Source organism: Agromyces indicus, assembly GCF_031432295.1.
GTDB classification, from domain to species: domain Bacteria; phylum Actinomycetota; class Actinomycetes; order Actinomycetales; family Microbacteriaceae; genus Agromyces; species Agromyces indicus.
Map to the genome: position 1 here is coordinate 17,495 of NZ_JAVKGS010000006.1, position 25,821 is coordinate 43,315.

21 protein-coding genes and 1 other RNA gene are annotated in these 25,821 nt (G+C 71.4%); 11 read left to right on the forward strand and 11 right to left on the reverse strand.

What is annotated here, in order from left to right:
- Window positions 1–84: 84 nt before the first annotated feature.
- Complete coding sequence (locus RH861_RS15850; RefSeq protein ID WP_310521804.1) at window positions 85–2,163, reverse strand: DNA gyrase/topoisomerase IV subunit B; 2,079 nt, start codon at window positions 2,161–2,163, stop codon at window positions 85–87.
- Between the two features lie 148 nt (window positions 2,164–2,311).
- On the opposite strand from RH861_RS15850, the gene RH861_RS15855 reads away from it, so the two are divergent.
- Window positions 2,312–2,548 (forward strand): DUF7455 domain-containing protein, encoded by a 237-nt coding sequence (locus RH861_RS15855; protein ID WP_067946979.1) that lies wholly within the window; start codon window positions 2,312–2,314, stop codon window positions 2,546–2,548.
- Window positions 2,549–2,636: 88 nt separating this feature from the next.
- On the opposite strand, the gene RH861_RS15860 is transcribed toward RH861_RS15855, so the two are convergent.
- The 4 genes from RH861_RS15860 to RH861_RS15875 all read right to left on the reverse strand — a co-directional run bounded on the left by RH861_RS15860 (window position 2,637) and on the right by RH861_RS15875 (window position 7,183).
- The gene (locus RH861_RS15860) at window positions 2,637–3,371 is read right to left on the reverse strand and encodes a type 1 glutamine amidotransferase (RefSeq protein WP_248598838.1); all 735 of its coding nucleotides are present in this window, start codon (window positions 3,369–3,371) and stop codon (window positions 2,637–2,639) included.
- On the reverse strand, window positions 3,368–4,624 hold the full coding sequence (locus tag RH861_RS15865; protein ID WP_310521805.1) for a Mur ligase family protein: 1,257 nt from the start codon (window positions 4,622–4,624) through the stop codon (window positions 3,368–3,370). The genes RH861_RS15860 and RH861_RS15865 overlap by 4 nt, the downstream gene beginning before the upstream one ends.
- Window positions 4,625–4,631: 7 nt before the next feature.
- Window positions 4,632–5,993: an RNA polymerase sigma factor gene (locus RH861_RS15870; RefSeq protein WP_310521806.1), complete on the reverse strand. Its 1,362-nt coding sequence runs from the start codon at window positions 5,991–5,993 to the stop codon at window positions 4,632–4,634.
- Window positions 5,994–6,265: 272 nt separating this feature from the next.
- Window positions 6,266–7,183, reverse strand: a complete 918-nt coding sequence (locus RH861_RS15875; RefSeq protein ID WP_067946987.1) for a proteasome assembly chaperone family protein — start codon at window positions 7,181–7,183, stop codon at window positions 6,266–6,268.
- Window positions 7,184–7,271: 88 nt separating this feature from the next.
- Here RH861_RS15875 and RH861_RS15880 point away from each other — a divergent pair, with 88 nt between their 5' ends.
- The 3 genes from RH861_RS15880 (at window position 7,272) to sucB (ending at window position 11,872) form a co-directional block, all read left to right on the forward strand.
- Window positions 7,272–8,747, forward strand: coding sequence for a leucyl aminopeptidase (locus RH861_RS15880; RefSeq protein ID WP_310521807.1), 1,476 nt, complete (start codon window positions 7,272–7,274; stop codon window positions 8,745–8,747).
- Window positions 8,748–8,841: 94 nt separating this feature from the next.
- Complete coding sequence (gene lpdA / locus RH861_RS15885; RefSeq protein ID WP_067946991.1) at window positions 8,842–10,215, forward strand: dihydrolipoyl dehydrogenase; 1,374 nt, start codon at window positions 8,842–8,844, stop codon at window positions 10,213–10,215.
- A gap of 67 nt (window positions 10,216–10,282) precedes the next feature.
- Complete coding sequence (gene sucB / locus RH861_RS15890; protein WP_310521808.1) at window positions 10,283–11,872, forward strand: 2-oxoglutarate dehydrogenase, E2 component, dihydrolipoamide succinyltransferase; 1,590 nt, start codon at window positions 10,283–10,285, stop codon at window positions 11,870–11,872.
- Here the strand turns inward: sucB and RH861_RS15895 are convergent.
- The gene (locus tag RH861_RS15895; protein ID WP_310521809.1) at window positions 11,869–13,491 is read right to left on the reverse strand and encodes a hypothetical protein; all 1,623 of its coding nucleotides are present in this window, start codon (window positions 13,489–13,491) and stop codon (window positions 11,869–11,871) included. The two genes, sucB and RH861_RS15895, sit on opposite strands and share 4 nt — an antisense overlap.
- Before the next feature lie 114 nt (window positions 13,492–13,605).
- Here RH861_RS15895 and lipB point away from each other — a divergent pair, with 114 nt between their 5' ends.
- The 3 genes from lipB (at window position 13,606) to RH861_RS15910 (ending at window position 16,023) form a co-directional block, all read left to right on the forward strand.
- Window positions 13,606–14,253, forward strand: a complete 648-nt coding sequence (gene lipB, locus RH861_RS15900; RefSeq protein ID WP_310521810.1) for a lipoyl(octanoyl) transferase LipB — start codon at window positions 13,606–13,608, stop codon at window positions 14,251–14,253.
- A complete protein-coding gene (gene lipA, locus RH861_RS15905) occupies window positions 14,250–15,239 on the forward strand; it encodes a lipoyl synthase (protein WP_067950189.1) in 990 nt (329 codons plus the stop codon). The genes lipB and lipA overlap by 4 nt, the downstream gene beginning before the upstream one ends.
- A gap of 61 nt (window positions 15,240–15,300) precedes the next feature.
- On the forward strand, window positions 15,301–16,023 hold the full coding sequence (locus tag RH861_RS15910; protein ID WP_067950191.1) for a DUF4191 domain-containing protein: 723 nt from the start codon (window positions 15,301–15,303) through the stop codon (window positions 16,021–16,023).
- A 53-nt stretch (window positions 16,024–16,076) separates the two neighbouring features.
- Here the strand turns inward: RH861_RS15910 and RH861_RS15915 are convergent, their stop codons facing one another.
- The gene (locus tag RH861_RS15915) at window positions 16,077–16,511 is read right to left on the reverse strand and encodes an RDD family protein (protein ID WP_310521811.1); all 435 of its coding nucleotides are present in this window, start codon (window positions 16,509–16,511) and stop codon (window positions 16,077–16,079) included.
- Between the two features lie 138 nt (window positions 16,512–16,649).
- On the opposite strand from RH861_RS15915, the gene glnA reads away from it, so the two are divergent.
- The gene (gene glnA / locus RH861_RS15920; RefSeq protein ID WP_067950194.1) at window positions 16,650–18,074 is read left to right on the forward strand and encodes a type I glutamate--ammonia ligase; all 1,425 of its coding nucleotides are present in this window, start codon (window positions 16,650–16,652) and stop codon (window positions 18,072–18,074) included.
- 105 nt (window positions 18,075–18,179) lie between these two features.
- Here glnA and RH861_RS15925 read toward each other — a convergent pair whose 3' ends face one another.
- Complete coding sequence (locus RH861_RS15925) at window positions 18,180–21,194, reverse strand: bifunctional [glutamine synthetase] adenylyltransferase/[glutamine synthetase]-adenylyl-L-tyrosine phosphorylase (protein WP_310521812.1); 3,015 nt, start codon at window positions 21,192–21,194, stop codon at window positions 18,180–18,182.
- Window positions 21,195–21,207: 13 nt separating this feature from the next.
- The gene (locus tag RH861_RS15930) at window positions 21,208–22,545 is read right to left on the reverse strand and encodes a glutamine synthetase family protein (RefSeq protein WP_067950198.1); all 1,338 of its coding nucleotides are present in this window, start codon (window positions 22,543–22,545) and stop codon (window positions 21,208–21,210) included.
- 86 nt (window positions 22,546–22,631) lie between these two features.
- Between RH861_RS15930 and panB the strand changes: the two genes are divergently transcribed.
- Entirely contained in the window at window positions 22,632–23,519 is an 888-nt protein-coding gene (panB, locus tag RH861_RS15935) for a 3-methyl-2-oxobutanoate hydroxymethyltransferase (RefSeq protein WP_067950200.1), read from the forward strand.
- Window positions 23,520–23,553: 34 nt separating this feature from the next.
- Here the strand turns inward: panB and RH861_RS15940 are convergent, their stop codons facing one another.
- Entirely contained in the window at window positions 23,554–23,739 is a 186-nt protein-coding gene (locus tag RH861_RS15940; protein ID WP_067950202.1) for an SPOR domain-containing protein, read from the reverse strand.
- An 11-nt stretch (window positions 23,740–23,750) separates the two neighbouring features.
- Between RH861_RS15940 and map the strand changes: the two genes are divergently transcribed.
- Together map and ppgK are read left to right on the forward strand one after the other, a co-directional pair.
- Window positions 23,751–24,614: a type I methionyl aminopeptidase gene (gene map / locus RH861_RS15945; protein WP_310521813.1), complete on the forward strand. Its 864-nt coding sequence runs from the start codon at window positions 23,751–23,753 to the stop codon at window positions 24,612–24,614.
- Between the two features lie 34 nt (window positions 24,615–24,648).
- Window positions 24,649–25,404: a polyphosphate--glucose phosphotransferase gene (gene ppgK, locus RH861_RS15950; protein WP_310521814.1), complete on the forward strand. Its 756-nt coding sequence runs from the start codon at window positions 24,649–24,651 to the stop codon at window positions 25,402–25,404.
- Between the two features lie 25 nt (window positions 25,405–25,429).
- Here the strand turns inward: ppgK and rnpB are convergent.
- Window positions 25,430–25,805: RNase P RNA component class A (gene rnpB / locus RH861_RS15955), an RNA gene on the reverse strand.
- Window positions 25,806–25,821 lie beyond the last annotated feature (16 nt).

A 25,821-nucleotide genomic window follows, 5' to 3' on the forward strand; every position in this document is an offset into this window, starting at 1 on the left:
GCCGACGGCGTGATCGGCTCCGAAGCGCGCACGGCCTCGACGCGGCCGAACGCCACGCGGCCGTCTGCGGCCCGCAACGCCGCGTCAGGCGTCGATGCGGTCCCGCGTCAGCGCGGCGGCGCTGTCGACGATGAACTCCTTGCGCGGCGCCACCTCGTTGCCCATGAGCAGCTCGAAGACTCGACCCGCGTTCTCGGCGTCGGCCACGCCGACCCGGCGGAGCGTGCGGTGCTGCCGGTCCATGGTCGTGGTCGCGAGCTGGTCGGCATCCATCTCGCCGAGCCCCTTGTAGCGCTGGATCGGGTCCTGGTACTTCCGGCCCTGCTTGCGCAGCGTGGCGAGCACGCCGTTCAGCTCCGCTTCGGAGTACGTGTAGATCACGTCGTTCGGCTTCGAGCCGGGATTCATCACGACGACCCGGTGCAGCGGCGGCACCGCCGCGAACACGCGACCGTCCTCGATCATCGGCCGCATGTAGCGGAAGAAGAGCGTGAGGAGCAGGGTGCGGATGTGCGCGCCGTCGACGTCGGCGTCGCTCATGATGATGACCTTGCCGTACCGCGCCGCCGACAGGTCGAACGTGCGACCGGAGCCGGCGCCGATGACCTGGATGATCGAGGCGCACTCGGCGTTGCTCAGCATGTCGGCGATGCTGGCCTTCTGCACGTTGAGGATCTTGCCGCGGATCGGCAGGAGCGCCTGGTGCTCGCTGTCGCGGGCGAGCTTGGCGGTGCCGAGGGCCGAGTCGCCCTCGACGATGAACAGCTCGCTCTGCGCGACATCCGACGAACGGCAGTCGACCAGCTTCGCGGGCAGCGAGGAGGTCTCGAGGGCGTTCTTCCGGCGCTGGGTCTCCTTGTGGGTGCGTGCCGAGATGCGCGCCTTCATCTCGGAGACGATCTTCTCGAGCACCATCGCCGTCTGCGCCTTGTCGTCGCGCTTGGTCGAGGCGAACCGCTCCCCCAGCGCCTTCTGCACGACGGATGCCACGATCGAGCGGACGGCGGGCGTGCCGAGCACCTCCTTGGTCTGCCCCTCGAACTGCGGCTCGGGCAGTCGTACGGTGAGCACCATGGTGAGGCCGGCGAGCACGTCGTCCTTCTCGATCTTGTCGTTGCCGACCTTGAGGCGGCGCGCGTTCTGCTCGACCTGCTGCCGGAGGAACTTCAGGAGCCCCTGCTCGAACCCCGCCTGGTGCGTTCCGCCCTTCGGCGTGGCGATGATGTTGACGAAGCTGCGGGTCACCGTGTCGTAGCCGGTGCCCCAGCGGAGCGCGACGTCGACGTGGCAGTGCCGTTCGACGTCGGTGGGGATCATCGCGCCGTGCTCGTTCAGCACCGGCACGGTCTCGGTGAAGCGGCCGTCGCCCGTGAGGCGCCAGACATCGGTCACCGGACCGTCGACGGCGAGGTGCTCCACGAACTCGGAGATGCCGCCCTCGAAGCGGAACCGGTGCGTCTCCGGCTCGTCGCCCCGCTCGTCGATGACCGAGATGGCGAGACCAGGGACGAGGAACGCGGTCTGCCGCGCTCGGTTCAGCAGCTCGTCGAGCTGGAAGGCGGCGCCCTTGGTGAAGATCTGCGGATCGGCCCAGTAGCGCACCCTCGTGCCCGTCACGGCCTTCGCGACACGCCCGACCTTGCGCAGTTCGCTCGATTGCTCGAACGGCGTGAACGGCGACTGCGGCGAGGGCGCGCCGCGATCGGCGAAGACGCCGGGCTCGCCGCGGTGGAACGACATCGCCCACGTCGCGCCGCCCCGATCGACCTCGACGTCGAGTCGCTCGGACAGCGCGTTGACGACCGAGGCGCCGACGCCGTGCAGGCCGCCCGACGCGGAGTAGGAGCCCGAGCCGAACTTGCCGCCCGCGTGCAGCTTGGTGAAGACCACCTCGACGCCCGAGAGCCCGGTCTTCGGCTCGACGTCGACCGGGATGCCGCGCGCGCGATCGCGCACCTCGACGCTGCCGTCGGCGTGCAGCACCACGTCGATCTCGCTGCCGTGGCCGCCGAGCGCCTCGTCGACCGAGTTGTCGATGATCTCCCACAGGCAGTGCATGAGGCCCCGGGAGTCGGTCGAGCCGATGTACATGCCCGGTCGCTTGCGGACGGCCTCGAGGCCCTCGAGCACGGAGAGATGGCGGGCGGAATAGTCGGAGCTCACGTCGCACAAGCCTACTGAGGGCCACCCCCGATGCAGGCGAGGCGCTTCGCGGTCAGCGAAATGCGGGTCCGCACGGAAGGTTCGCAGCACCGCGCGTGTTTTCATTGGTGAACGGAATGATCGGATCGTGAGCTATGGAGGAGGCGCCATGACCCAGTACACCGACACCGCCGGTGCGGTCGACGAACTCGATACCCCCCACGAGCTCACGGCGCTCGACCGGTGCGACGCCTGCGGCGCGCAGGCCTACATCCGCGTGGTCGTCTCCAGCGGCGAGCTGCTCTTCTGCGCCCACCACGGCCGCAAGCACGAAGAGAAGCTGTCGCAGATCGCCCACAGCTGGCACGACGAGTCGAGCCGACTCCTCACCGACACGCGCGACTGAGCGCATCCCAGACGACACGAACGCCCCGGAGCGATCCGGGGCGTTCGTCGTGTTGCGAGCCGAACGGATGCCGCGGCCGGAACCCCGGTCAGACGGCGGCGTTCACCCCGGCCGCGCGCAGCTGCGCCTGCCGAGCCGTCTCGGCGTAGCCGTCGACCTCCGCGGTGCGCGCTCCGGGAGCGTACTCGAGCCCGGCACGCTCGCACATCCTCCGCAGGATCGCGTCGGCCAGCACGGGGTTCTTCGCCAGGACGGGGCCGTGCAGGTGGGTTCCGATGACGTCGCCCATGCGGACGCCCTCCTGACCCGACCTCCGGCCGTTGCCGGTGCCGGCGCGCACCCGCCCGAGCGGCGACGCCTCGGCGCCCACGTAGTCGCGCGCGTGGTTCTCGAAGCCCACGAGCAGCCCGATGCGCGGCACCTGCACGACGAGGTCGCCGGCGATGCGGTGCTCACGCGGCACGCCGCGACCGGCGACGATGCCGAGGCCCTCGACGGTCGATCCGTCGGCCCGCTCGATCCCCCAGCTCAGCAGCTCCCAGCCGGTCCCGACCGCGAGGATGGGCACGCCTTCGGTACCCCACCGCCGCAGTTCGTCGACGAGCGCGAGCAGCCGCTCGCGCGCGACGTCGAGGGAGGCGTCGCTTCCTGAGCCGAGCACGACCGCGTCGACCCGCTCCGGAAGGTCGGCCGCCTGCTCGACGGCGACGACGCGCGCGTCGAGGCCCGCCCAGCGCGCCCGGGCGGCGAGCACCGCCGCGTTCTCGGCGTCGCCGTTCGTGTTCTGCAGCGAGGGCAGCAGCGAGACGATCGTGAGGGTCATTCCGCTCCCGTGAGTCCGAGGTGGGCGCGGGTGCGGCGCATCGAATCGGCCGAGAAGACGATCGTCTTGATGCCGGATGCGGGCGCCGGTGCCGCGAGGAAGTCGTCGAGCGCGCGACCGAGGTCGGGCTCGACCCGGTCGATCTCGACGCCGTCGTAGGCGAGCATCAGCGCCGCCTCCGCGGCCTTCGAGCCGCTCACGATGGACACGCGGCCGAGCGAGGAGGCGTCTGCGGGCCAGAAGTACGAGGGGTCGCGGACGTCGGAGCCGATGGCGAAGAGGACCTGCTCGGTGCCCGGTGCGATGCTGTCGACGTTGAGCTGGTAGCTTGCGGGGTTCTGGACGAGGACGAAGTCGACCTCCTGGCCCCGCACCGTCACGCGCTCGCCCCGGCCGAACACGGCGGGAATCGCGCTCAGCGCGGCCGCCGCGGTCTCGGACGAGAACCGCTCCCCCAGCACCTGCTTCGCCGTGGCGTAGGCGGCCGCGGCATCGACCGCGTAGTGCGTGCCGCGGGCCGGCAGGCCGACGGGCACGGATGCCGCGCCGTCGGCGAGCACGGTCGAGGCGCCGTCGACGGATGCCACGACGACCCCGTCGGCGGGGTCGAGCCGCGTCGGGCTGGTCTCCGTGTGGCCGAGCCCGCGGGGCGCCGCCGCGAGGACGTCGGCGGAGACGCCGAAGCGGCGCACCGCCACCTCGGGTCGCAGGGCCGCGGCCAGTCGCATCAGGTACGCGTCGTCGGCGTTCGCCACGACGGCCTCGTGGGCGCGGTCGGCGATGCGCGCGAGCATGCCGGCGACCATCTCGGAGTCGTGGAATCGATCGATCTGGTCGACCATGACGTTGGTCAGCGTCACGATCCGAGCGTCGACGCCCTGCATGACGAGCGCGCCGTGGCCCTCGTCCATCTCGAGGACCGCGACATCCCCGGGCACGCGGCCGCGCCAGTCGGCCTGCTCGAGGAGCGCCGAGGTGAGGCCCTGGCTGATGTTCGCCGTCGAGGGGTTCGTGAACACGCGCTCGCCGTGGGCGCGCAGGATCGCCACGAGCATCTTCGTGGTCGTGGACTTGCCGCTCGACCCCGAGACCACGACGAGCCCCTGCGGGAACCCGGACAGCGTGGACTTCAGGTAGCCCGGCGCGATGCGGTTGACGATCAGGCCGGGAACCGCCGATCCGCCGCCCGGCTTGCGCAGCCGAGCGGCGAACCTGACGAGCCGGCCGACGAGGATCGCCGGCGCGTACTTCACCGCGGGCCTACTCGAGGTAGTCGCGGAGCGACTGCGAACGCGACGGGTGACGGAGCTTCGCCATCGTCTTCGACTCGATCTGGCGGATGCGCTCACGCGTCACGCCGAACGTGTCGCCGATCTGGTCGAGGGTCTTCGGCATGCCGTCCCCGAGCCCGAACCGCATGCGGATGACGCCGGCCTCGCGCTCGCTCAGGGAGTCGAGGAGCGACTCGAGCTGCTTCTGCAGCATCGTGAAGCCCACCGCGTCGGCCGGGACGACCGCCTCGGTGTCCTCGATCAGGTCGCCGAACTCGCTGTCGCCGTCCTCGCCGAGCGGGGTGTGCAGCGAGATGGGCTCGCGCCCGTACTTCTGCACCTCGATGACCTTCTCGGGGGTCATGTCGAGTTCCTTCGACAGCTCCTCGGGCGTGGGCTCGCGGCCCAGGTCCTGCAGCATCTGCCGCTGGACGCGGGCGAGCTTGTTGATGACCTCGACCATGTGCACCGGGATGCGGATGGTGCGGGCCTGGTCGGCCATCGCACGCGTGATGGCCTGGCGGATCCACCAGGTCGCGTACGTGGAGAACTTGAAGCCCTTGGTGTAGTCGAACTTCTCGACCGCGCGGATGAGACCCAGGTTGCCCTCCTGGATCAGGTCGAGGAACTGCATGCCGCGACCGGTGTAGCGCTTGGCGAGCGACACCACGAGGCGCAGGTTCGCACCGAGCAGGTGGCTCTTGGCGCGCTGGCCGTCGCGGGCGACCCACTGGAGCTCGCGGCCGAGCTGGGACTTCTTCTCGGCGTCGGACATGTGCGACAGCTTCTCTTCGGCGAAGAGGCCCGCCTCGATGCGCATCGCCAGCTCGACCTCTTCGGCCGCGTTCAGGAGCGCGACCTTGCCGATCTGCTTGAGGTAGTCCTTCACGGGGTCGGCGGTCGCGCCGGTGATCGTCGTGGAGTAGACCGGGATCTCGTCCTCGTCGTCGGAGGCCCGCAGGACGAGCGCGCCCGTGGGGTGCGGCTCAGCCGGGATGGGCTTGGCCTCCTCTTCCTCCTCCGCCGGAGCGGGGGCGGCCTCGTCGGCCGGTGCCTCCTCGGTCGCGTCGGCGCTGTCGACGACCTCGGTCGCGTCGACCTCGGTGTCGTCGAGCTCCTCGGGCTCGACCTCCACCTCCTCGTCGTCGACGTCGGCGCCGGCCGCCTTCGCGGACTTGGCCTTGGCGCCCTTCGCGGTGGAGGTGCGCGGGGTCTTCGACGCGGTCGTGGCGCGCTTGCCGCCCTTGGCGGCGGTGGTCTTCTTCGTCGCGGTGGAGCGCTTCGACGTGGAGCCGGCGGCGGTCGTCGCCTCGGCCTCGTCGGTCGCCGCCGTGGTGGCCTTGGTTGCCATGCGTTTGAACCTCTTCCTCACCGTCGCGCGCGGTGCCCGAGCTCGGACACGCGGGAGAACGTCGCGATCCGGCGATTTCGGACACGATGAGGACCCATGTCAAGTCCGCGTCGTCGGCGGCGCGAGCCGCACGGCGGACCAGAACGGGTCCTTCCCCCCATTATACAGGGCGACGTGCGTCGTCCGTCCCGCGACACCGCCGGGATCGGGCGCACTTCACCCATCGTTCTGGTGCAACGCGTGGCGCCTGCGCGGCATTCCCCTCCCGCCGGTCAATTCCGCTCATCGTCGCGATTGCGCCGGAACGCGAGGAACTTCTCCAGCTCGGCCGCGATCTCGTCGGCCGACGGCGGCTCGCCGTCCTCATCGGTCAGCGGCGACCGGAGCGTGGTGCCCTCCATGTAGGCGTCGTGCCGTTCCTCGAGCGCGTGCACGAGCTTGGCGAGCTCGCCGTTCTCTGCGACCTGCTCGTCGATCCGCGCGGTGAACTCGCGACCCTGCTCGCGGAGCGCGTCGGTCGGGAAGATCCGCCCGGTCGATGCGGTGATCGCCTCGAGGGCCGCGACGGCCGAGGTCGGGTACTCGGCATCGGCGAGGTAGTGCGGCACGAGCAGCACGAAGCCGCTGGTGGGGTGGCCGCGCTCCTGGAGACGGAACTCGACCAGGTGCAGTGCATTCGAGGGCACCTGCGTGGTCGGTCGCCACACCGACATCGATTCGACGAGGTCCGCCCGGTTCCCGCTGACGGTCACGCCGATCGGGCGGGTGTGCGGCACGGGCATGGGGATCGAGTTGATCCAGGTGGTCGAACCGACCTCGAGTCGATCGATGAGGTCGAGCACGGCGCGGCTGAAGCGCTCCCACTGGAAGTCGGGCTCGAAGCCGGTCATGAGGAGGAACGGCTGGCCGAGCTCGTCGCGGGCGAGGTCGAGCGCGAGGCGCGGCGGCCGGTAGTCGGTGAGGTGGTCCTCCTGGAACAGGATGATCGGCCGCCGCGCGCGGTAGTCGAGCAGCTCGTCGGCGTCGAAGGTGGCGACGGTCCTCGTCTCGAGGGTCGAGCGCAGGTACTCGGTCGTCTGCGCGACCGCGCCGCCCGCATCGGCGAATCCGGTCAGGCCCGCCACGAGCGGCAGGCCGGGCGGCACCTCGACGGTCGGGTCGAACTCGTAGAGGGAGCGGGGATCGCGCATGCTCCAAGGCTACTGACGCCGCGCCCGCCCCCGTCCGGATGCGGGACGCGGGCGATGATGCCCACAGCGAACACCTACGATCGGTTCCATGCCCGTTCCCAGCCTCGAGCTCAGCACCGCCCTCCCCTCCGACTCCGACGCCGATGCCCTCCTCGTCTTCGCCCGTCGCGGCACCGACGGACCGGAGGTGCTCGCTCCGGTCGGATTCGAGTGGGTGCCGGGCGCACTCGCGGCCCTGGGTGCGAAGACCGGGGCCGACGAGGTCACCCGGCTCGTCGCACCGGGCGAGCAGATCCGCGTGGTGGCGGTGTGCGGTCTCGGCGAGGCGACGGATGCCGCGGCGTTCCGCCTCGCAGCCGGCGCGGGTTCGCGTGCGCTGAGCACGGCGACGACCGTTGCGGTCGTGCTGCCGGAGGGCACCGCGGCGGACGTCGCGGAAGCGGCCCTCGAGGGCGCCGCACTCGGCGCCTACGGCTACTCGCGCTACCGCGAAGCGCCGGCCGGCATCGAGCGCGTGGTGCTCCTCACGGAGCACGACGGCGACGCCGTCCGGCTCGACCGCATCCGGGCGACCGCGGCGGCCGTCGCCCGGGCCAAGGACCTCGTGAACGCGGCGCCCAACGACCTCCCGCCCGCCGTCCTCGCCGACCTCGCCGCCGAGGCGGCATCCGCCGTGGGCATCGACGTCCGCGTGCTCGACGAGGAGGCGCTCGTCGCGGAGGGCTTCGCCGGCATCGCCGCCGTCGGCGCCGGGTCGTCGCGCCCGCCGCGGCTCGTGCGCCTCGAGTACGCGCCGGACGCGGCATCCGTTCACCTCGCCCTGGTCGGCAAGGGCATCACGTTCGATTCCGGCGGGCTCTCGCTGAAGCCCGGAGCGTCGATGGTCGGCATGAAGTCGGACATGGCGGGAGCCGCCGCGGTGCTCGCGGCGATGGTCGCGATCGCCGAGCTCGGCGTCCCCGTCCGCGTCACCGGATGGCTCTGCCTCGCCGAGAACATGCCGTCGGGCCACGCCGCGCGCCCCAACGACGTGATCCGGATGAAGGGCGGCACCACGGTCGAGGTCCTGAACACCGACGCCGAGGGCCGGCTCGTCATGGCCGACGCGCTCGCCGCGGCCAGCGAGGAACGCCCGGACGCGATCGTCGACGTGGCGACCCTCACCGGCGCGCAGGTCGTCGCGCTCGGCAACCGCATCGCCGGCCTCATGGGCGACGACGACCTCGTGGCCGAGGTGCGACGGGCAGCGGATGCCGCGGGCGAGGCCGTGTGGCCCATGCCGCTGCCGTCCGACCTGCGGTCACTGCTGAAGTCGGACGTGGCCGACCTCGCAAACACGAAGCTCGGCACGGTGGTGCCGGGGATGCTGCTCGCGGGCGTGTTCCTCCAGGAGTTCGTGGGTCGCCGCGACGGCGACGACGGACCGCGCATCCCGTGGGCGCACCTCGACATCGCGGGCCCCTCGTTCAACACCGGATCCGCCTGGGGGCACACCGGCCCGGGCGCCACCGGCGCCGCCGTCCGCACCCTCGTCGCGCTGGGCGAGCAGCTCGCCGCCAGGTAGTAAGGTCGTAGGGGCGATCACCGCCCTGCAGCCTGCCCGGCCATGAGCCGGGGCAGTTCTCGCCGCAGATCCGACGCGCAAGGGAGATTCCGGTTTGTCCGAGCAGAACTTTGACCTCGTCATCCTCGGAGGCGGCAGCGGCGGCTACGCGGCCGCGCTGCGCGCCGTGCAGCTGGGCCTCACGGTGGCCCTCGTCGAGAAGGACAAGCTCGGCGGCACGTGCCTCCACCGCGGGTGCATCCCGACCAAGGCGCTGCTCCACGCCGCCGAGGTCGCCGACAACTCCCGCGAGTCGTCGAAGTTCGGCGTCCGCTCGACGTTCGAGGGCATCGACGTGCCCGCCGTGACGAAGTACCGCGAGGGCATCGTCGCCAGCAAGTTCAAGGGCCTCCAGGGCCTCATCAAGGCGCGCGGCATCACCGTCGTCGAGGGCGAGGGCCGCCTCGTCGCCCCGAACGCGGTGCAGGTCGGCGACCAGCGCCTCGTCGGCAAGAACGTGGTGCTCGCCACCGGCTCCTACTCCCGCTCGCTCCCCGGCCTCGAGATCGGCGGCCGCGTGATCACCAGCGAGCAGGCGCTCGAGCTCGACTTCGTCCCGCAGAAGGTCGCGATCCTCGGCGGCGGTGTGATCGGCGTCGAGTTCGCGAGCGTGTGGAAGTCCTTCGGCTCCGACGTGACGATCATCGAGGCGCTCCCCCACCTCGTCCCCAACGAGGAGGAGTCGATCTCCAAGCAGCTCGAGCGCGCGTTCCGCAAGCGCGGCATCGACTACAAGCTGGGCGTCCGCTTCCAGGGCGTCACGCAGCACGACGACGGCGTCGTCATCACGCTCGAGAACGGCGACACGATCGAGGCCGAGCTCCTGCTCGTCGCGGTCGGGCGCGGTCCCGTCACCGCCAACCTCGGCTACGAGGAGGCCGGCGTCACGATCGACCGCGGTTTCGTCATCACCGACGAGCGCCTCCGCACGAGCGCGCCCGGCGTGTACGCCGTCGGCGACATCGTCCCCGGCCTGCAGCTGGCCCACCGCGGCTTCCAGCAGGGCATCTTCGTCGCCGAGGAGATCGCGGGCCTGAACCCGATCGTCGTCGAGGACGTCAACATCCCCAAGGTGACCTACTGCGAGCCCGAGGTCGCCTCGATCGGCTACACCGAGGCGAAGGCCGCCGAGAAGTTCGGCGCCGACCAGGTCTCCTCCTACGAGTACAACCTCGCGGGCAACGGCAAGAGCCACATCCTCGAGACGAGCGGGTCGATCAAGGTCGTGCGCGTGAACGACGGCCCCGTCGTCGGCGTCCACATGATCGGCGCCCGCGTGGGCGAGCTCATCGGCGAGGCCCAGCTCGCCGTCAACTGGGAGGCGTATCCCGAGGACATCGCCCCGCTGGTGCACGCGCACCCGACGCAGAACGAGGCGCTCGGCGAGGCGTTCCTGAAGCTCGCGGGCAAGCCGCTCCACGCGCTCTGATCCCGGGCCGCCGAAACACGACTGCAATAAGCTAGAACGCGTCACACGCTGTGAAGGAGACAAGCGCATGAGCGAATCCGTCAGCCTCCCGGCACTCGGTGAGAGTGTCACGGAGGGCACGGTCACCCGCTGGCTGAAGAACGTGGGAGACCGTGTCGAGGTCGACGAGCCGCTGCTCGAGGTCTCGACCGACAAGGTCGACACCGAGATCCCGTCGCCCGTCGCGGGCGTCATCGAGGCGATCCTCGTCCAGGAGGACGAGACCGTCGAGGTGGGCACCGCCCTCGTCACGATCGGTGACGGCTCCGGCGCGGAGTCCGGTGAGGCGCAGCCCGCCGAGACCCCCCAGGCGGAGGCGCCGGCCGCCGAGGCGCAGCCCGCCGAGGCGCCCACCGCGTCGCCCGTCGAGCAGCCGTCCGCTCCCGCCACGCCGCCGGCAGACCAGGGCCCCTCCGCCCCGGCTCAGGCCGAACCGCAGCAGGCCCCCGCGCCGCAGGCGCCCGCTGCTCCGTCGGAGCTCGGTGGGTACGAGTCGCCGGCCCCGGCCGAAGAGAGTGCGGCGCCCGCCGAGGCCGCACCCCAGGCCGCACCGGCCCCGCAGCAGGCCCCGGCGCAGGCCGAGCCTCAGCAGGCTCCGGCGCCGCAGGCCCAGCCTGAGCCGCAGCAGGCGCCCGCGCAGCCGGCCGCCCCCGCGCAGGAGGCTCCGGCCGCGCAGCCGGCACCGGCTCCGCAGTCCGGTGGCGCCCACGCCGGCCCGTCCGGCTACGTCACGCCGATCGTGCGCAAGCTCGCCAACGAGCAGGGCGTCGACCTCGCGTCGGTGCAGGGCACCGGCGTCGGCGGGCGCATCCGCAAGCAGGACGTGCTCTCCGCCGGTTCCGCGCCGGCGGCCGCTCCGGCCGCCGAGGCCGCGCCGGCTCGCCAGCAGCTCGAGACCTCGCCGCTGCGCGGCACGACTCAGCCGATGACCCGGCTGCGCAAGGTCGTCGCCGAGCGCGCCGTGGTCTCGATGCAGTCGACGGCCCAGCTCACCTCGGTCGTCGAGGTCGACGTCACGCGGGTCGCCCGTCTCCGCGACCGTGTGAAGGGCGAGTTCCTCGAGAAGACCGGCACGAAGCTGTCCTTCCTGCCGTTCTTCGCCCTGGCCGCCGTCGAAGCGCTGCGCGCCTACCCGATCATCAACTCGACCGTCGACGGCGAGTCGATCGTCTACCCCGAGCGCGAGAACCTCAGCATCGCGGTCGACACGGAGCGCGGTCTGCTCACCCCGGTCGTCCGCGACGCGGGCGAGCTCGACCTCGCGGGCCTGTCGAAGCAGATCGCCGACCTGGCCGAGCGCACGCGCAACAACCAGCTCAAGCCCGACGAGCTGGCCGGCGGCACGTTCACGCTGACCAACACCGGCTCGCGCGGCGCGCTGTTCGACACGCCGGTGGTCTTCCTCCCCCAGACGGCCATCCTCGGCACGGGCATCGTGGTGAAGCGGCCGGTCGTCATCTCGGAGGACGGATCGGACGCGATCGCCATCCGCTCGATGGTGTACCTCGCCCTGTCGTACGACCACCGGATCATCGACGGCGCCGACGCCGCCCGGTTCCTCACCGCCGTCAAGGCACGCCTCGAGGAGGGCGACTTCGAGGGCGACCTCGGCATCTAGTCGAACCACTCCCGCAGACGCCAACCGGCCTCGCTCCGCATCATCAGGAGCGAGGCCGGTTCGCGTTCGACCTCGCTCCAGGGCACGGTGAGCACGACCGCATCCCCCAGGTCGGCAGCCACCGTGATCGCGTCGAGATCGACCTCGTCCGGTGCCGGGCCGTCGGCGTCGATCTCACCCCGATCACGGACCGCGATCGGCGAGCCCGGCTGGTCGACCGCGAGCACGCACTCGACATCGCGCGCGGCAAGGCACGTCTGCCGGATCTCCAGCAGGGCGGCCGCCGCAGCCACCGGGTCCTCGGGCAGGTCCGCGAGCGATGCTCGGGCAGGGATCGCGCCCGCGTCGGGCTCGGGAAGACCGAGCCGGTCGTCGAGGTCACCGCTCTCCGGCGCATCCGCGCCCGCGGTCGCGGTGGTCGTCCCGCTGTCGGCCGCCGACTCGGTCGAGGACGCCGGAGGGACCGCGGTGAGCAGCGCGACGAGGGCGGCGGCGCCGACCAGGCCACCGGCGAGCAGCGCCGGTCGGCGCTGACGGGTCCAGTCCGACATCCGGCGCACTGCCTGCGCCCGGGGATCGGCGTCCAGCGCCGTGGCCAGTCCATCGACGGCGTCCGGCGAGAGCTGCAGCAGGGCGGCGAGCCGCCCTCGTCGTGCCGGTGCTCCGGGATCGCGTTCGGCGGACTCGTCGGCCGGCGAGGCCGGCTCCGCCGGCGCGTCCGCGATCCCGAGCGCCCTCGAACGGAGCGCGGGCACCTCCGGCGGTCGACGGAGCACCGAGGCGACGATCGGCTCCGCGGGCGCGACCGCGAAGAGCGCTCGCTCGAGTTGCGCTTCGACGCGTTCGAACGGCCGCGCCTCCAGCGCCGCGCGGAGGAGCTCGGTCGGTCCGGAGAAGGCGGACGGGTCGGAACACCGGGCGGCGACGTCATCGATGAGGCGGAGCATGGCGGCGTGCCCCTCGCGAACGACCGCGACGCGGTCCGCTGCGGTGGCGAACCGGTCGGTGCGCCGAAGGGCCCCCAGTCCGAGCAGCCGGGGCCGACCGGAGTCGTCGATCACGAGGTCGAACCGGGCGAGACGGGTGTGGACGAAGCCCCGATCCGCGAGACCGCGAAGCGCGACGACGACCGGCGCGAGTGCGGTCACGGCCTGTCCCGGAACGAGTCCGTCGGCGAGCAGCTCCGAGAGCGGACGGCCCGCCACCCTCTCGACCACCAGGCAGCCCCGGCCGTCGCGAACGTTCGCGACATCCAGCAGGCGCGGCAGGGTACCGGTGGCATCGGCCTCCATCGCCTCGATCTCGGTGGTGATCGCCTCGTCGTCGGATCCCGGCCCGTAGACCCGCATGACGACGAGCGGCGCACTCGAGGTCACGGCCTCGGCGTCCTCCGGCGCGAATGGGGAGCGCCCGGAAGCGACATCCGCGACCGCCAGGTAGATATCGGCCCGATCACCGGCGGCGAGCCGGCGCAGGAGCCGGTAGCCCGCGAGCGCGGCGTCGGTCGACGTCGTCTCTTCTGACGCGTCGGACGCGCACCGGGCGGACTCGTCGGCACCGCGCGGGTCGGCACGTCGTGCGGCTCGCGATCGGGGAAGTCGGATGGACGGCTTCGGCATGGGCCGATCGTCCCGTCTCCGGACGCGCCGACGGCCACGCCGCCAGCTGGTATGGGTACGGCGAAGGACCTCACGGCGCTGGGGAGGACGGGTCGCCCACTTAGACTGGGCCCCATGCTCGACTACGTCGTCACGGGGCTAAGCGCCAACTCCGTGCCGTACAGCGAGGGCCTCTCCCTCCAGCGCGCCGTCCATCAGGCGGTGGTCTCCGGTCAGCGACCGGACACCGTCATCCTCCTCGAACACGAGCCGGTGTACACCGCCGGCAAGCGGACCGCCCCCGACGAACGGCCGACCGACGGCACGCCCGTGGTCGACGTCGACCGGGGCGGCAAGATCACCTGGCACGGACCGGGCCAGCTCGTCGGCTATCCGATCCTCCGCCTGGCCGAACCCATCGACGTCGTCGGCTACGTCCGACGCCTCGAAGGCGTGCTCATCCGGGTGCTCGACGACTTCGGCATCCGAGGCGAACGCGTCGAGGGTCGTTCCGGGGTCTGGATCCTCCGAGACGGCATCGAGGAGAAGATCGCCGCCATCGGCATCCGCGTCGCCGACGGGGTCACGATGCACGGCTTCGCGCTCAACTGCTCGAACTCCCTCGACCCCTACGAGAAGATCGTCGCCTGCGGGATCCGGGATGCCGGCGTCACGACCATGACGCGCGTGCTCGGGCGGCCCGTGGCTCCGGCGGAGATCGTGCCGTCCGTACGCGCGCGACTCGCTGCCGAGTTCGCGCCGGCCGAGGGGGTGGCCGCATGAGCGCCGATCCCGCCGGCCGCCGCATGCTCCGCCTCGAGGTCCGCAACGCGCAGACGCCCATCGAGCGGAAGCCGGAGTGGATCAAGACCCGCGCGAAGATGGGGCCCGAGTACCGCCAACTCCAGCAGTTGGTGAAGGGCGAGGAACTGCACACGGTCTGCCAGGAGGCCGGCTGCCCGAACATCTACGAGTGCTGGGAGGATCGCGAGGCGACGTTCCTCATCGGGGGCTCCCAGTGCACCCGGCGGTGCGACTTCTGCCAGATCGACACCGGCAAGCCCGCGGACTACGACGTCGACGAGCCGCGCCGGGTCGCCGAGTCGGTCGTCCGGATGCAGCTGCGGTACTCCACCGTCACGGGGGTGGCCCGCGACGACCTGCCCGACGAGGGCGCCTGGCTGTACGCCGAGACCATCCGCGAGATCCACCGCCAGTCCCCCGGCACGGGCGTGGAGATCCTCGTGCCCGACTTCTCCGGCCGTCCCGAACTGCTCGGCGAGGTCTTCTCGGCGAAGCCCGAGGTGTTCGCGCACAACGTCGAGACGGTGCCGCGCATCTTCAAGCGCATCCGTCCGGCGTTCCGGTACGAGCGATCCCTCGACGTGATCACGCAGGGCCGCGACGCCGGGCTCATCACGAAGTCCAACCTGATCCTCGGCATGGGCGAGGACCGGTCCGAGATCTCGCAGGCGCTCCGCGACCTGCACGACGCCGGAACGGACATCATCACGATCACGCAATACCTGCGGCCGAGTCCCCGGCACCTGCCGGTCGCACGATGGGTCCGACCCGAGGAGTTCGTCGAACTCAAGGCGGAGGCCGAGGAGATCGGATTCCTCGGTGTGCTCGCGGGGCCCCTCGTCCGCTCGTCGTACCGGGCCGGCCGGCTCTGGGCGCAGTCGATGCGCGCCAAGGGCCGCACGCTGCCGCCGGAACTGTCGCATCTCGCGGATGAGTCGCTCGGGTTCGCGCAGGCCGTCGGCTGAGCCGTACGGGCGGGCCCCTCGGACGTCCGAGGGGGGCGCCCGCCGCCGGTATCCTTGACGCATGGCACGCACCAAGGACGCCGGGTCCTCCCCCAAGCCCCGCAAGGAGCCCGGCCGCATGAAGCAGATGTGGCAGGTCTTCCAGATGACCCGCCGCTACGACTCGAGCGCCCAGTGGCTCATGCTCCTCGGCTTCCTGCTTCCGATCCTCGTCAGCCTCGGCCTCGCGCTCTGGCTCGCGGGCGGCAACGGCTTCACGATCGCGCTCTGGATCGTCGCGGGCGTGCTCGCCGGCATCCTCATCGCGCTCGTGATCCTCGGACGACGAGCCGAGCGCGCCGCGTACTCGCAGATCGACGGTCAGCCCGGTGCCGTCGGCGCGGTCCTCCGCAGCGGCCTGCGCGGTGGCTGGGTGGGCAACGAGATGCCCGTCGCGGTCAACGGCAAGACGCAGGACGCGGTCTACCGTGCGGTGGGCCGCGGCGGCGTGGTGCTGATCAGCGAGGGTCCCAGGTCGCGCACGACGCGGATGCTCGAGGACGAGAAGCGCAAGATCAACCGCGTGCTCCCGAACGTCCCCGTGACGCTCCTCTCGGTGGGTCACGAGGAGGGTTCGGTCGAGCTGCACCGCCTCCCCGCCACGCTGCGCAAGAAGAAGCGGACCCTCACCAAGCCCGAGGTCCTCGCGGTGACGAACCGGCTGAACTCGCTTCAGGCGTCGCTGCCGATCCCGAAGGGCATCGACCCGATGAAGGTGCGCCCGCAGCGCGGCAAGATGCGCTGACCGACGACTCCCACCTGCGGCATCCGTTCACCCGAGCGGATGCCGCCGTCGTCTCAGGCGCGGATCAGGACCGTGCCCGCCGCCTTGTCGTGCAGGCCGCGCTGGTCGGAGTCCCAGATCAGGGCGGGGATGACGAAGACGAGGAGCAGGGTGCGGACGACCGGTCGCCAGGGGCCGACCCAACCCCCGCCGAGCGGGACGACGCGCAGTCCGAGCGCGCGGTGGCCGATGCTGCCGCCGATGGTGGGGATGAAGAGCACCTGCATGAGCGCGAACAGGCCCAGCGTGGCCCACGATTGCGCGTTCGAGGCGTAGGGGCCGACGAGCAGCGCGATGACGTTCGCGATCGCCCAGTCGATCAGCAGCGCCGCGAATCGCCGGCCGAGCCTGCCGACGGAGCCGATGCCCTCTTCCGGCAGGCCGAGCCGCTCCCCCGGGTACCGGCTCGGCTCGAGGTCTCCGGACGGGGCGGGGGCAGGCTGGCTCACCGGACGATTCTACCCAGGCCCGGTCCGCGTAACACGGCGGAAACATTCGCGTCATGGTCGGGAAACGGCACCCGGCTACGGTCGTGAGCGGTCGAACGACTGCGTCTCGCCCCCCAACCCGCCTTGGAGCACCGTCACATGTTCAGTGATTCTTCCGAAGTCCTCAAGTTCATCAAGGAGACGGACGTCAAGTTCCTCGACATCCGTTTCACCGACCTCCCGGGTGTGCAGCAGCACTTCAACATCCCGGCCGCCACCGTCGACGAGGACTTCTTCACCGTCGGCCAGCTGTTCGACGGCTCCTCGATCCGCGGTTTCGCGTCGATCCACGAGTCCGACATGCAGCTCATCCCCGACGTCTCGACGGCCTACGTCGACCCGTTCCGCGCCGAGCGCACGCTGGTCATGGTCTTCGACATCTACAACCCGCGCAACGGCGAGATCTACGCGAAGGACCCGCGCCAGGTGGCCAAGAAGGCCGAGAAGTACCTCGCGTCGACCGGCATCGCCGACACCGCGTTCTTCGCGCCCGAGGCCGAGTTCTACATCTTCGACGACGTCCGCTACGAGGTGAACCAGCACTCGAGCTCGTACTCGGTCGACTCGAGCGAGGGCGCCTGGAACTCCGGCCGCGTGGAAGAGGGCGGCAACCTCGCCAACAAGACCCCGTACAAGGGCGGCTACTTCCCCGTCTCGCCGGTCGACCAGCACGCCGACCTGCGCGACGACATCGTCCTCAAGCTCATCGAGGTCGGCCTCGAGGTCGAGCGCTCGCACCACGAGGTCGGCACCGCCGGCCAGGGCGAGATCAACTACAAGTTCGACACGATGGTCCACGCGGCCGACGACATCCTGAAGTTCAAGTACATCGTCAAGAACACGGCGAACGAGTGGGGCAAGACGGCCACCTTCATGCCGAAGCCCCTCTTCGGCGACAACGGCTCCGGCATGCACACCCACCAGTCGCTGTGGAACGACGGCAAGCCGCTGTTCTACGACGAGGCCGGCTACGGCGGTCTCTCCGACATCGCCCGGTGGTACATCGGCGGCATCCTCAAGCACGCTCCCGCGGTGCTCGCCTTCACGAACCCGACGGTGAACTCGTACCACCGCCTGGTCCCGGGCTTCGAGGCCCCCGTCAACCTGGTCTACTCGGCCGGCAACCGCTCCGCCTCGATCCGCATCCCGATCACCGGGACGAACCCCAAGGCCAAGCGCATCGAGTTCCGCGCGCCGGATGCCTCGGGCAACCCGTACCTCGCGTTCGCCGCGCAGCTCATGGCGGGCATCGACGGCATCAAGAACCGCATCGAGCCGCACGAGCCGGTCGACAAGGACCTGTACGAGCTCCCGCCGGAGGAGGCCAAGTCGATCCCGCAGGTTCCCGCCTCGCTGGGCGAGGCGCTCGACGCGCTCGAGGCCGACCACGACTTCCTCCTCGAGGGCGGCGTGTTCACCAAGGAGCTCATCGAGACCTGGATCGACTACAAGCGCGAGAAGGAGCTGAAGCCCCTGGCCCAGCGTCCCCACCCGTTCGAGTTCGAGCTCTACTACGGCGTCTAGACTCTCGCCCCACCCCCCAGAGAGAGCCGAGGGCCCGCGTCGCATGACGCGGGCCCTCGTGGCGTTGCAGCGGATGGCGCAGCGCGGTGTCGCCGGGCGGGGAGCTCAGCTCCGGGTCGGTTCCCGCTTCGGTTCGACGCCGTAGAACCCCCGCTCGAAGACGGCCCGGGCTCGTCGGGTGACCTGCAGGTAGTCGTCCTCCAGCCGAGCTGCGGATCCGGGCGGGTACCCCATGATCCGCGCCACGCCCTCGAGCTGCGTGCGCTCCACGGGGAGCACGTCGGTGGTCTTGTCGAGCCAGAGCGTGAGCGCGGAACGCGCACGCGAGGCGAACACCCACGCCGCACGGAGGGTTTCCGCGTCGGCGCGCTCGATCAGGTCGGCATCCACCGCTGCGGCGAGGGCGTCGAGGGTCGACGTGGTCCGCAGCGACGGCACGCGAGCGCCGTGCTCGAGCTGGAGCAGCTGGACGTACCACTCGACGTCGCTCAGCGAGCCACGGCCGAGCTTCAGGTGCCGTTTCGGATCGGCCCCCTGCGGCAGCCGTTCGTTCTCGACTCGCGCCTTGATGCGCTTGACCTCGCGCACCTCGCGCTCGGCGATCTGCTCGGGATAGCGGACGGTGTCGGCCAGCGCGGTGAAGTCGTCGAGGAGGGCGGCGTCGCCGGCGACGCCGCGGGCGCGCAGGAGCGCTTGCGCCTCCCAGGTGAGCGACCAGCGCGCGTAGTAGGCGCGATACGCGTCGAGCGACCGAGCCACCACGCCGTTGCGCCCCTCGGGCCGGAGGTTCGCGTCGAGTTCGAACGGGAGGCGGGCGTCCTCGCTCACGCGGACGAGCTCCGAGACGATCTTCAGCGCGCGGGTGTGCGCCGCGTCGGGTTCGGCGCCAGCCGGGCGGTAGACGTAGAGGATGTCGGCGTCCGACCCGATGCCCAGTTCGCGTCCGCCGAATCGGCCCATGCCGATCACCGCGAACTCGATGCCGTCGTCGCCGCGCCGGATCGCGCGGACGAGCCCGTCGATGTGGGCCTGGACCACGTCGCTCAGCCCGTGTCCGAGCTCCTCGACGGTGCAGACGTCGAGCATGCCGGCGAGGGACAGTCGGAGCACTTCGCGGCGCCGCATCGCGCGCAGCACCTTGGCCGCCGGGTCCAGCTCGCCGTGGCGCGCGAGGACGGCCGCCACCTCGTCCTGCAGCGAGGCCAGCGGTCGGGGTCGCAGCTCGGCCACGTCCTCCAACCACGCCACCGCCTCGGGGATCCGCTCGAGCAGCTCGCCGGCGAACCGCGACCCGGAGAGGATGCGGGTCAGGCGGAGCGCGGCGTCGGAGGAGTCGCGGAGCAGGCGGAGGTACCAGTGGGTGGTGCCGAGCGTGTCGCTGATCCGGCGGAACGCCAGCAGGCCGTAGTCGGGATCGGTGCCCTCGGCGAACCACGAGATGAGGACCGGCATGAGGTGCCGCTGGATGGTCGCGCGGCGCGAGACCCCGGCCGTCAACGCGCCGATGTGCGCGAGCGCGCCCTTGGGGTCGCGGAAGCCGATCGCGGCGAGCCGCGCGGCCGCCTGCTCGCTCGTGAGGCCGAGCCCGTCGGCCGGCAGCGCGGCGACCGCCGAGAGCAGCGGACGGTAGAAGAGCCGTTCGTGCAGCCCGCGCACGCGGCGGCGCGTGGACTGCCACAGGGCCGTCAGCTCGTCGGCGGTGCGCCCGAGCCCGGACGAGCGGGCGAGCACGCGGAGCCCCCCGGCGTCGGTGGGCATGAGGTGGGTCCGCCGCAGCCGGGCGAGCTGCAGCCGGTGTTCGAGGACCCGCAGGATCCGGTAGTCGCGCGAGAACTCCGCGGCCTCCTCGCGACCGACGTAGCCGTGCTCGGCCAGGGCCGCCAGGGCGGGCAGCGTGCCCGCCTGGCGGATCGCGTCATCAGTTGCGCCGTGGACGAGCTGGAGCAGCTGCACGGTGAACTCGATGTCGCGCAGGCCGCCCGGCCCGAGCTTCAGCTGCACGTCGACCTCGTCGGCCGGGATGTGCTCGGTGACCCGCTCGCGCATGCGCTGCACGGACTCCACGAATCCCTCGCGCGACGAACTCGCCCAGACCTTGGGTGCGACGCCCGCGGCGTAGCGGGCGCCGAGTCCTGCGTCGCCCGCGAGCGGACGCGCCTTGAGCAGCGCCTGGAACTCCCAGCTCTTCGCCCATCGGTCGTAGTACTGCAGGTGCGACTCGAGCGTGCGCACGAGCGCGCCGTCCTTGCCCTCGGGCCTGAGGTTCGGGTCGACCTCCCACAGCGGCGGCTCGATCCCGGGCTCGCCGATCAGGCGCATCACGAGCATCGCCAGGCGCGTCGCGATGTCGAGGGCGCGCGCGGTCGGCGCGGCCTCCTCGTCGGCGCTCTCGGCGACGAAGATGACATCGACGTCGCTGACGTAGTTGAGCTCGCGCGCCCCCGCCTTGCCCATGCCGATGATCGCGAGGCGGGTCGCGTCGACCTCGGTCGCCGGGAACCGGCCGGGCGCGGCGGGCGCACCGGGCTCGCGGGCGACCGCGCGACGCGCCAGGTGCAGGGCGGCGTCGAGCGCAGCGCCCGCGAGGTCGGCGAGGCCGGCAGCCACGGTGTCGACCGCGTCGACCGCGTCGGGACGCATGAGGTCCCAGATGGCGATGCGCGCGAGCAGCCGGCGATAGCGCACGCGGAGCACGCGTGCGCCGGCATCGATGAGGTCGGCTCCGGTCGCGTCGACGGAGGCCACCGCATCGACGAGTTCCGCCGCGGCCGCACTCGCGGTCGGCGGTGCGGATGCCGCGGTGCGGAGGACGTCGAGCTCGTCGAGGTTGCGCAGCAGGAAGTCGCCGAATCCGCGCGACGCGCCGAGGAGCCGCACCGCTCGGTCGCGCGTGGCGTCGTCGGCGAGCAGCTCGCGCACCGCGTCGGGCGCGCGATCGGTCAGTCGCCGGAGCTCCTCGAGGGCCTGGTCGGGGTCGCCCGCCGCGGCCAACGCGTCGACGAGCTCGGCCTGCCGGATCCCCGTCGCCTCGGCGAGGGCGCTCGACTCCCGGGCCGCCCGGTCGAGGTCGGCGAACCCGGCACGCGCGAGTGCACCGAGCATCGGGGCCTGGCGCGTCATCCGTCGCCGCTCGTCAGAGGATCTCGAGGTTGCGCTGCAACTCGAACGGCGTGACCTGCGACCGGTACTCGCGCCACTCGGCCCGCTTGTTCGCGAGGACGTAGTTGTACACGTGCTCGCCGAGGGTGTCGGCGACGAGCTCGGACTCCTCCATGTACTCGATGGCGTGGTCGAGGCTCGCCGGCAGCGGACGGTACCCGAGCGCCCGACGCTCGCTGTCGGTGAGCGCCCACACGTCGTCCTCCGCCTCGGCGGGGAGCTCGTAGCCCTCCTCGATGCCCTTCATGCCGGCCGCGAGCAGCAGGGAGAAGGCGAGGTACGGGTTGGCGGCCGAGTCGATGGCGCGGTACTCGACGCGCGCGCTCTGGCCCTTGCCGGGCTTGTAGAGCGGGACCCGCACGAGCGCGGACCGGTTGTTGTGCCCCCAGCAGACGAAGCTCGGCGCCTCGTCGCCGCCCCAGAGCCGCTTGTACGAGTTGACGAACTGGTTGGTGACCGCGGAGATCTCGTTCGCATGCCGGAGCAGGCCGGCGATGAACTGCCGCCCGATCTTGGACAGCTGGTACTGGGCACCCGCCTCGTAGAACGCGTTCGCGTCGCCCTCGAAGAGCGAGAGGTGCGTGTGCATACCCGAGCCCGGCTTGTCGGAGAACGGCTTCGGCATGAAGGTGGCGTACACGCCCTGCTCGATCGCGACCTCCTTCACGACCGTGCGGAAGGTCATGATGTTGTCGGCGGTCGTGAGCGCGTCGGCGTAGCGCAGGTCGATCTCGTTCTGGCCCGGCCCCGCCTCGTGGTGGCTGAACTCGACCGAGATGCCGAGGTCTTCGAGCATGCGGACGGAACGACGGCGGAAGTCGTGCGCGGTGCCGCCCGGGACGTTGTCGAAGTACCCGGCCGAGTCGACCGGCTGCGGCCCCTCGGGCCCGTACTTGCTCGACTTCAGGAGGTAGAACTCGATCTCGGGGTGCGTGTAGAAGGTGAAGCCCCGGTCGGCCGCGCGGGCGAGCGTGCGCTTCAGCACGTTGCGCGGATCGGCGACGGCGGGCTCGCCGTCGGGCGTGGTGATGTCGCAGAACATGCGCGCCGTGGGATCGATGTCGCCCCGCCACGGCAACGTCTGGAAGGTGGTCGGGTCGGGGAAGGCGAGCAGGTCGGACTCGAACGTGCGGCTCAGGCCCTCGATGGCCGAGCCGTCGAAGCCGATGCCCTCGGTGAACGCGCCCTCGACCTCGGCCGGGGCGATCGCGACCGATTTCAGCGTGCCGACGACGTCGGTGAACCACAGCCTGACGAACTTGACCCCGCGTTCTTCGATGGTCCGGAGAACGAAGTCGCGCTGCTTGTCCATGCACACCCTTCCTCGATGCCCTCTCAGCGTACTGGGTCGCACCGGCCGCCGGATCTGGCGGATGGCACGTGTGCCAGACTTGCGGCATGTCCGAGCACGCATCGAACGACGCCGCATCCGACAGCGCGAACGCCCCGGCCGAGAACCCCTACGGCGGTGCCGCGAAGACGGCCCCGGGCCCCAAGCGCGTGCGCACCCGGCACTTCCAGAACGCCAAGCGCGAGGGCATCAAGATCACCGGCCTCACGAGCTACGACGCGCTCACCGCCCGGATCTTCGACGAGGCCGGCATCGACTTCCTCCTCGTCGGCGACTCCGCGGCCAACAACGTCCTCGGGTACGAGACGACGCTGCCGGTCACGCTCGACGAGCTGATCCCGCTCACGCGCGCGGTGGCCGGCGCCGTCCAGCGCGCGTTCGTGGTGGCCGACATGCCGTTCGGGTCGTACGAGAACGGTCCCGACGAGGCGCTGCGCACCGCCATCCGCTTCATGAAGGAGACCGGCGCGCATGCCGTCAAGCTCGAGGGCGGCGAACGCAGCCACAAGCAGATCCGCCGCGTGGTCGGCGCCGGCATCCCGGTCATGGCGCACATCGGCTACACGCCCCAGAGCGAGCACGGCCTGGGCGGCCACATCATCCAGGGACGCGGCGAGGGCATCAAGCAGCTGCTCGCCGACGCCGAGGCGGTGCAGGACGCTGGGGCGTTCGCCGTCGTGCTCGAGATGGTCCCGGCCGACGCCGCCCGCCAGGTGACCGAGCTGCTCGAGATCCCGACCATCTCGGTCGGCGGCGGGCCGCACTGCGACGGGCAGCTGCTCGTGTGGACGGACTGGGCGGGCCTGACCACGGGCCGGATCCCGAAGTTCGTCAAGCAGTACGCGAACCTCGCCGGCGTCCTGCGCGAGGCGGCGACCGAATGGCGAGCGGATGTCGCCTCGGGGGCGTACCCGACCGAGGAGCACTCCTACTGAGCCGAGCCCGCCCCGCGGGCCCGACGCGGAGGGCTCAGTCCTCGGCGGCCTCCTCCTCGGCCCACTTGGCGCTGTTCGCGCGGAGGATCTCGAGCGCGCGCTCGGCCTCGGCCCGCGTCTCGAACGGCCCCACGCGCTCGACGGCCGGGGAGACCATGCCCTCCTCGACCTCGCCGGTGTTGAGGTTGTACCAGAACTGATGCTCGGTGTCTCGCGACATAGGCTGATCCTATGCCCAAGGACCCCGACGGCCACCTGATCCCCGGCCGCCTGTCGCCCGCGCGCGCCGTGCCCGCCTCGATCCCCCGCCCCGAGTACGTGGGACGCCCCGCGCCCACCCCGAACACGGCGGGCGACCGTTACTCCCCCGACGAGATCGAGCGCATCCGGGCGGCCGGGCGCGTCGCCGCGGGCGCCATCGAGGCGGCCGCGGCCGCGATCCGCCCCGGCGTGACGACCGACGAACTCGACCGGGTCGCGCACGAGTACGTGGTGGCCCACGGCGCCTACCCGTCGACGCTCGGCTACCGCGGGTACCCGAAGTCCTCGTGCACGTCGGTGAACGAGGTGATCTGCCACGGCATCCCCGACGACACCGTGCTCCAGGACGGCGACCTCGTGAACATCGACGTCACCGCGTACCTCGACGGCTACCACGGCGACCTCAACCACACGTTCGTGGTCGGCGAGGCCGGCGACGAGACGCGGCTGCTCGTGGAGCGCACGCGCGAAGCGCTCGCCCGCGGCATCCGCGCCGTCGCCCCCGGGCGGCAGGTCAACGTCATCGGACGCGCGATCGAGTCGTACGCGAGGCGTTTCGGGTACGGCGTCGTCCGCGACTACACCGGACACGGCGTCGGCCGCGCCTTCCACACGGGCCTCGTGATCCCCCACTTCGACGACCCGAACGCGACGACGGTGATCGAGCCGGGCATGGTGTTCACGATCGAGCCCATGCTCACCCTCGGCACGATCGAGTGGGACCTCTGGGACGACGACTGGACCGTGGTGACCCGCGACCGATCGCGCACCGCCCAGTTCGAGCACACCCTCGTCGTCACCGAGCGCGGCGCGGAGATCCTGACGCTGCCCTGAACGCCCGCCGGGAGCCCCGCGATAGGGTGGCGCCATGGCGACTGAACGTGCGATCGGGATCGACATCGGCGGCACGGGCATCAAGGGCGCGGTCGTCGACCTCGGCACCGGCGAGCTCGTGACCGAGCGCATCAAGGTCAAGACCCCGAAGGGCGGCCGTCCGGCCGACATCCTCGAGGCCACGCGGCGACTGCTGGAGACGATCGGCGAGCAGGGCCACGCCGGTCTCCCCCTCGGCGTGTGCTTCCCGGCCATCGTCCGCCACGGGCGCACGCTGTCGGCCGCGAACATCTCCGAGGAGTGGATCGGGCTCCAGGCCGAGCAGCTCTTCGAGCGCGAGCTCGGCAGCGACATCCACTTCATCAACGACGCGGATGCCGCCGGCTACGCCGAGGCGCGCTTCGGCGCGGCGAGGGGCGAGCGGGGCCTGGCGATCCTGACGACGCTCGGCACCGGCATCGGCTCGGCCTTCCTCTACGACGGCGTGCTCGTGCCGAACACCGAGCTGGGTCACCTCGAGCTCGACGGCCACGACGCCGAGGAGCGCGCCGCGTACTCGGCCATGGAACGCGAGGACCTGTCGTGGGCCGAGTGGGCCGCGAGGCTGCAGCGGTACTACTCGCACGTCGAGTTCCTCTTCAGCCCCGACCTGTTCGTGGTCGGCGGCGGGGTGTCGAAGCACCACCGCGAGTTCCTGCCGCTGCTCTCCCTCGACACGCCGATCGTGCCGGCGGCCTTCCGGAACAACGCCGGGCTCCTCGGCGCGGCCGCACTCGCCGCCAACGCCTGACGGCGGGCGGCGGAGGTCCGGGGCGCGAGCGGGCCGGCTGATACGCCGGGTTCTGTTCACCGGGCGCTTGCGCGACACCGGCTGGACGACCATCTCTCTCGGAGTCGCGTTGCCGCGACCCTCCAGCGGCCTACCCGGGAACGGGACGGGCAGCCCCATCGTTCCCTGTCTGGCCTTGCTCCGGACGAGGTTTACCGAGCCGACCGCGTCACCGCGGCCGCTGGTGGGCTCTTACCCCACCGTTTCACCCTTACCGCGGGCCGAAGCCCGAGGCGGTCTGCTTTCTGTGGCACTGTCTCGCGGGTCACCCCGGGTGGGCGTTACCCACCGTCCTGCCCTGCGGAGCCCGGACGTTCCTCGGCGCCCGATAACTCGGGCGACGCGGCCGTCTTGCCGACCCGCTCGCCCTTCAAGGGT

Excerpts from the sequence above, each read along its gene's own strand:
- RH861_RS15875 (WP_067946987.1), bottom strand. The coding sequence starts at position 7,183 with ATGCGCGATCCCCGCTCCCTCTACGAGTTCGACCCGACCGTCGAGGTG.
- lipB (WP_310521810.1), top strand. The coding sequence starts at position 13,606 with ATGCTCGACTACGTCGTCACGGGGCTAAGCGCCAACTCCGTGCCGTAC.
- glnA (WP_067950194.1), top strand. The coding sequence starts at position 16,650 with ATGTTCAGTGATTCTTCCGAAGTCCTCAAGTTCATCAAGGAGACGGAC.
- map (WP_310521813.1), top strand. The coding sequence starts at position 23,751 with ATGCCCAAGGACCCCGACGGCCACCTGATCCCCGGCCGCCTGTCGCCC.
- panB (WP_067950200.1), top strand. The coding sequence starts at position 22,632 with ATGTCCGAGCACGCATCGAACGACGCCGCATCCGACAGCGCGAACGCC.
- RH861_RS15925 (WP_310521812.1), bottom strand. The coding sequence starts at position 21,194 with ATGACGCGCCAGGCCCCGATGCTCGGTGCACTCGCGCGTGCCGGGTTC.
- RH861_RS15910 (WP_067950191.1), top strand. The coding sequence starts at position 15,301 with ATGGCACGCACCAAGGACGCCGGGTCCTCCCCCAAGCCCCGCAAGGAG.
- ppgK (WP_310521814.1), top strand. The coding sequence starts at position 24,649 with ATGGCGACTGAACGTGCGATCGGGATCGACATCGGCGGCACGGGCATC.
- sucB (WP_310521808.1), top strand. The coding sequence starts at position 10,283 with ATGAGCGAATCCGTCAGCCTCCCGGCACTCGGTGAGAGTGTCACGGAG.
- RH861_RS15895 (WP_310521809.1), bottom strand. The coding sequence starts at position 13,491 with ATGCCGAAGCCGTCCATCCGACTTCCCCGATCGCGAGCCGCACGACGT.
- RH861_RS15940 (WP_067950202.1), bottom strand. The coding sequence starts at position 23,739 with ATGTCGCGAGACACCGAGCATCAGTTCTGGTACAACCTCAACACCGGC.
- RH861_RS15930 (WP_067950198.1), bottom strand. The coding sequence starts at position 22,545 with ATGGACAAGCAGCGCGACTTCGTTCTCCGGACCATCGAAGAACGCGGG.
- RH861_RS15860 (WP_248598838.1), bottom strand. The coding sequence starts at position 3,371 with ATGACCCTCACGATCGTCTCGCTGCTGCCCTCGCTGCAGAACACGAAC.
- lipA (WP_067950189.1), top strand. The coding sequence starts at position 14,250 with ATGAGCGCCGATCCCGCCGGCCGCCGCATGCTCCGCCTCGAGGTCCGC.
- RH861_RS15880 (WP_310521807.1), top strand. The coding sequence starts at position 7,272 with ATGCCCGTTCCCAGCCTCGAGCTCAGCACCGCCCTCCCCTCCGACTCC.
- RH861_RS15855 (WP_067946979.1), top strand. The coding sequence starts at position 2,312 with ATGACCCAGTACACCGACACCGCCGGTGCGGTCGACGAACTCGATACC.
- RH861_RS15870 (WP_310521806.1), bottom strand. The coding sequence starts at position 5,993 with ATGGCAACCAAGGCCACCACGGCGGCGACCGACGAGGCCGAGGCGACG.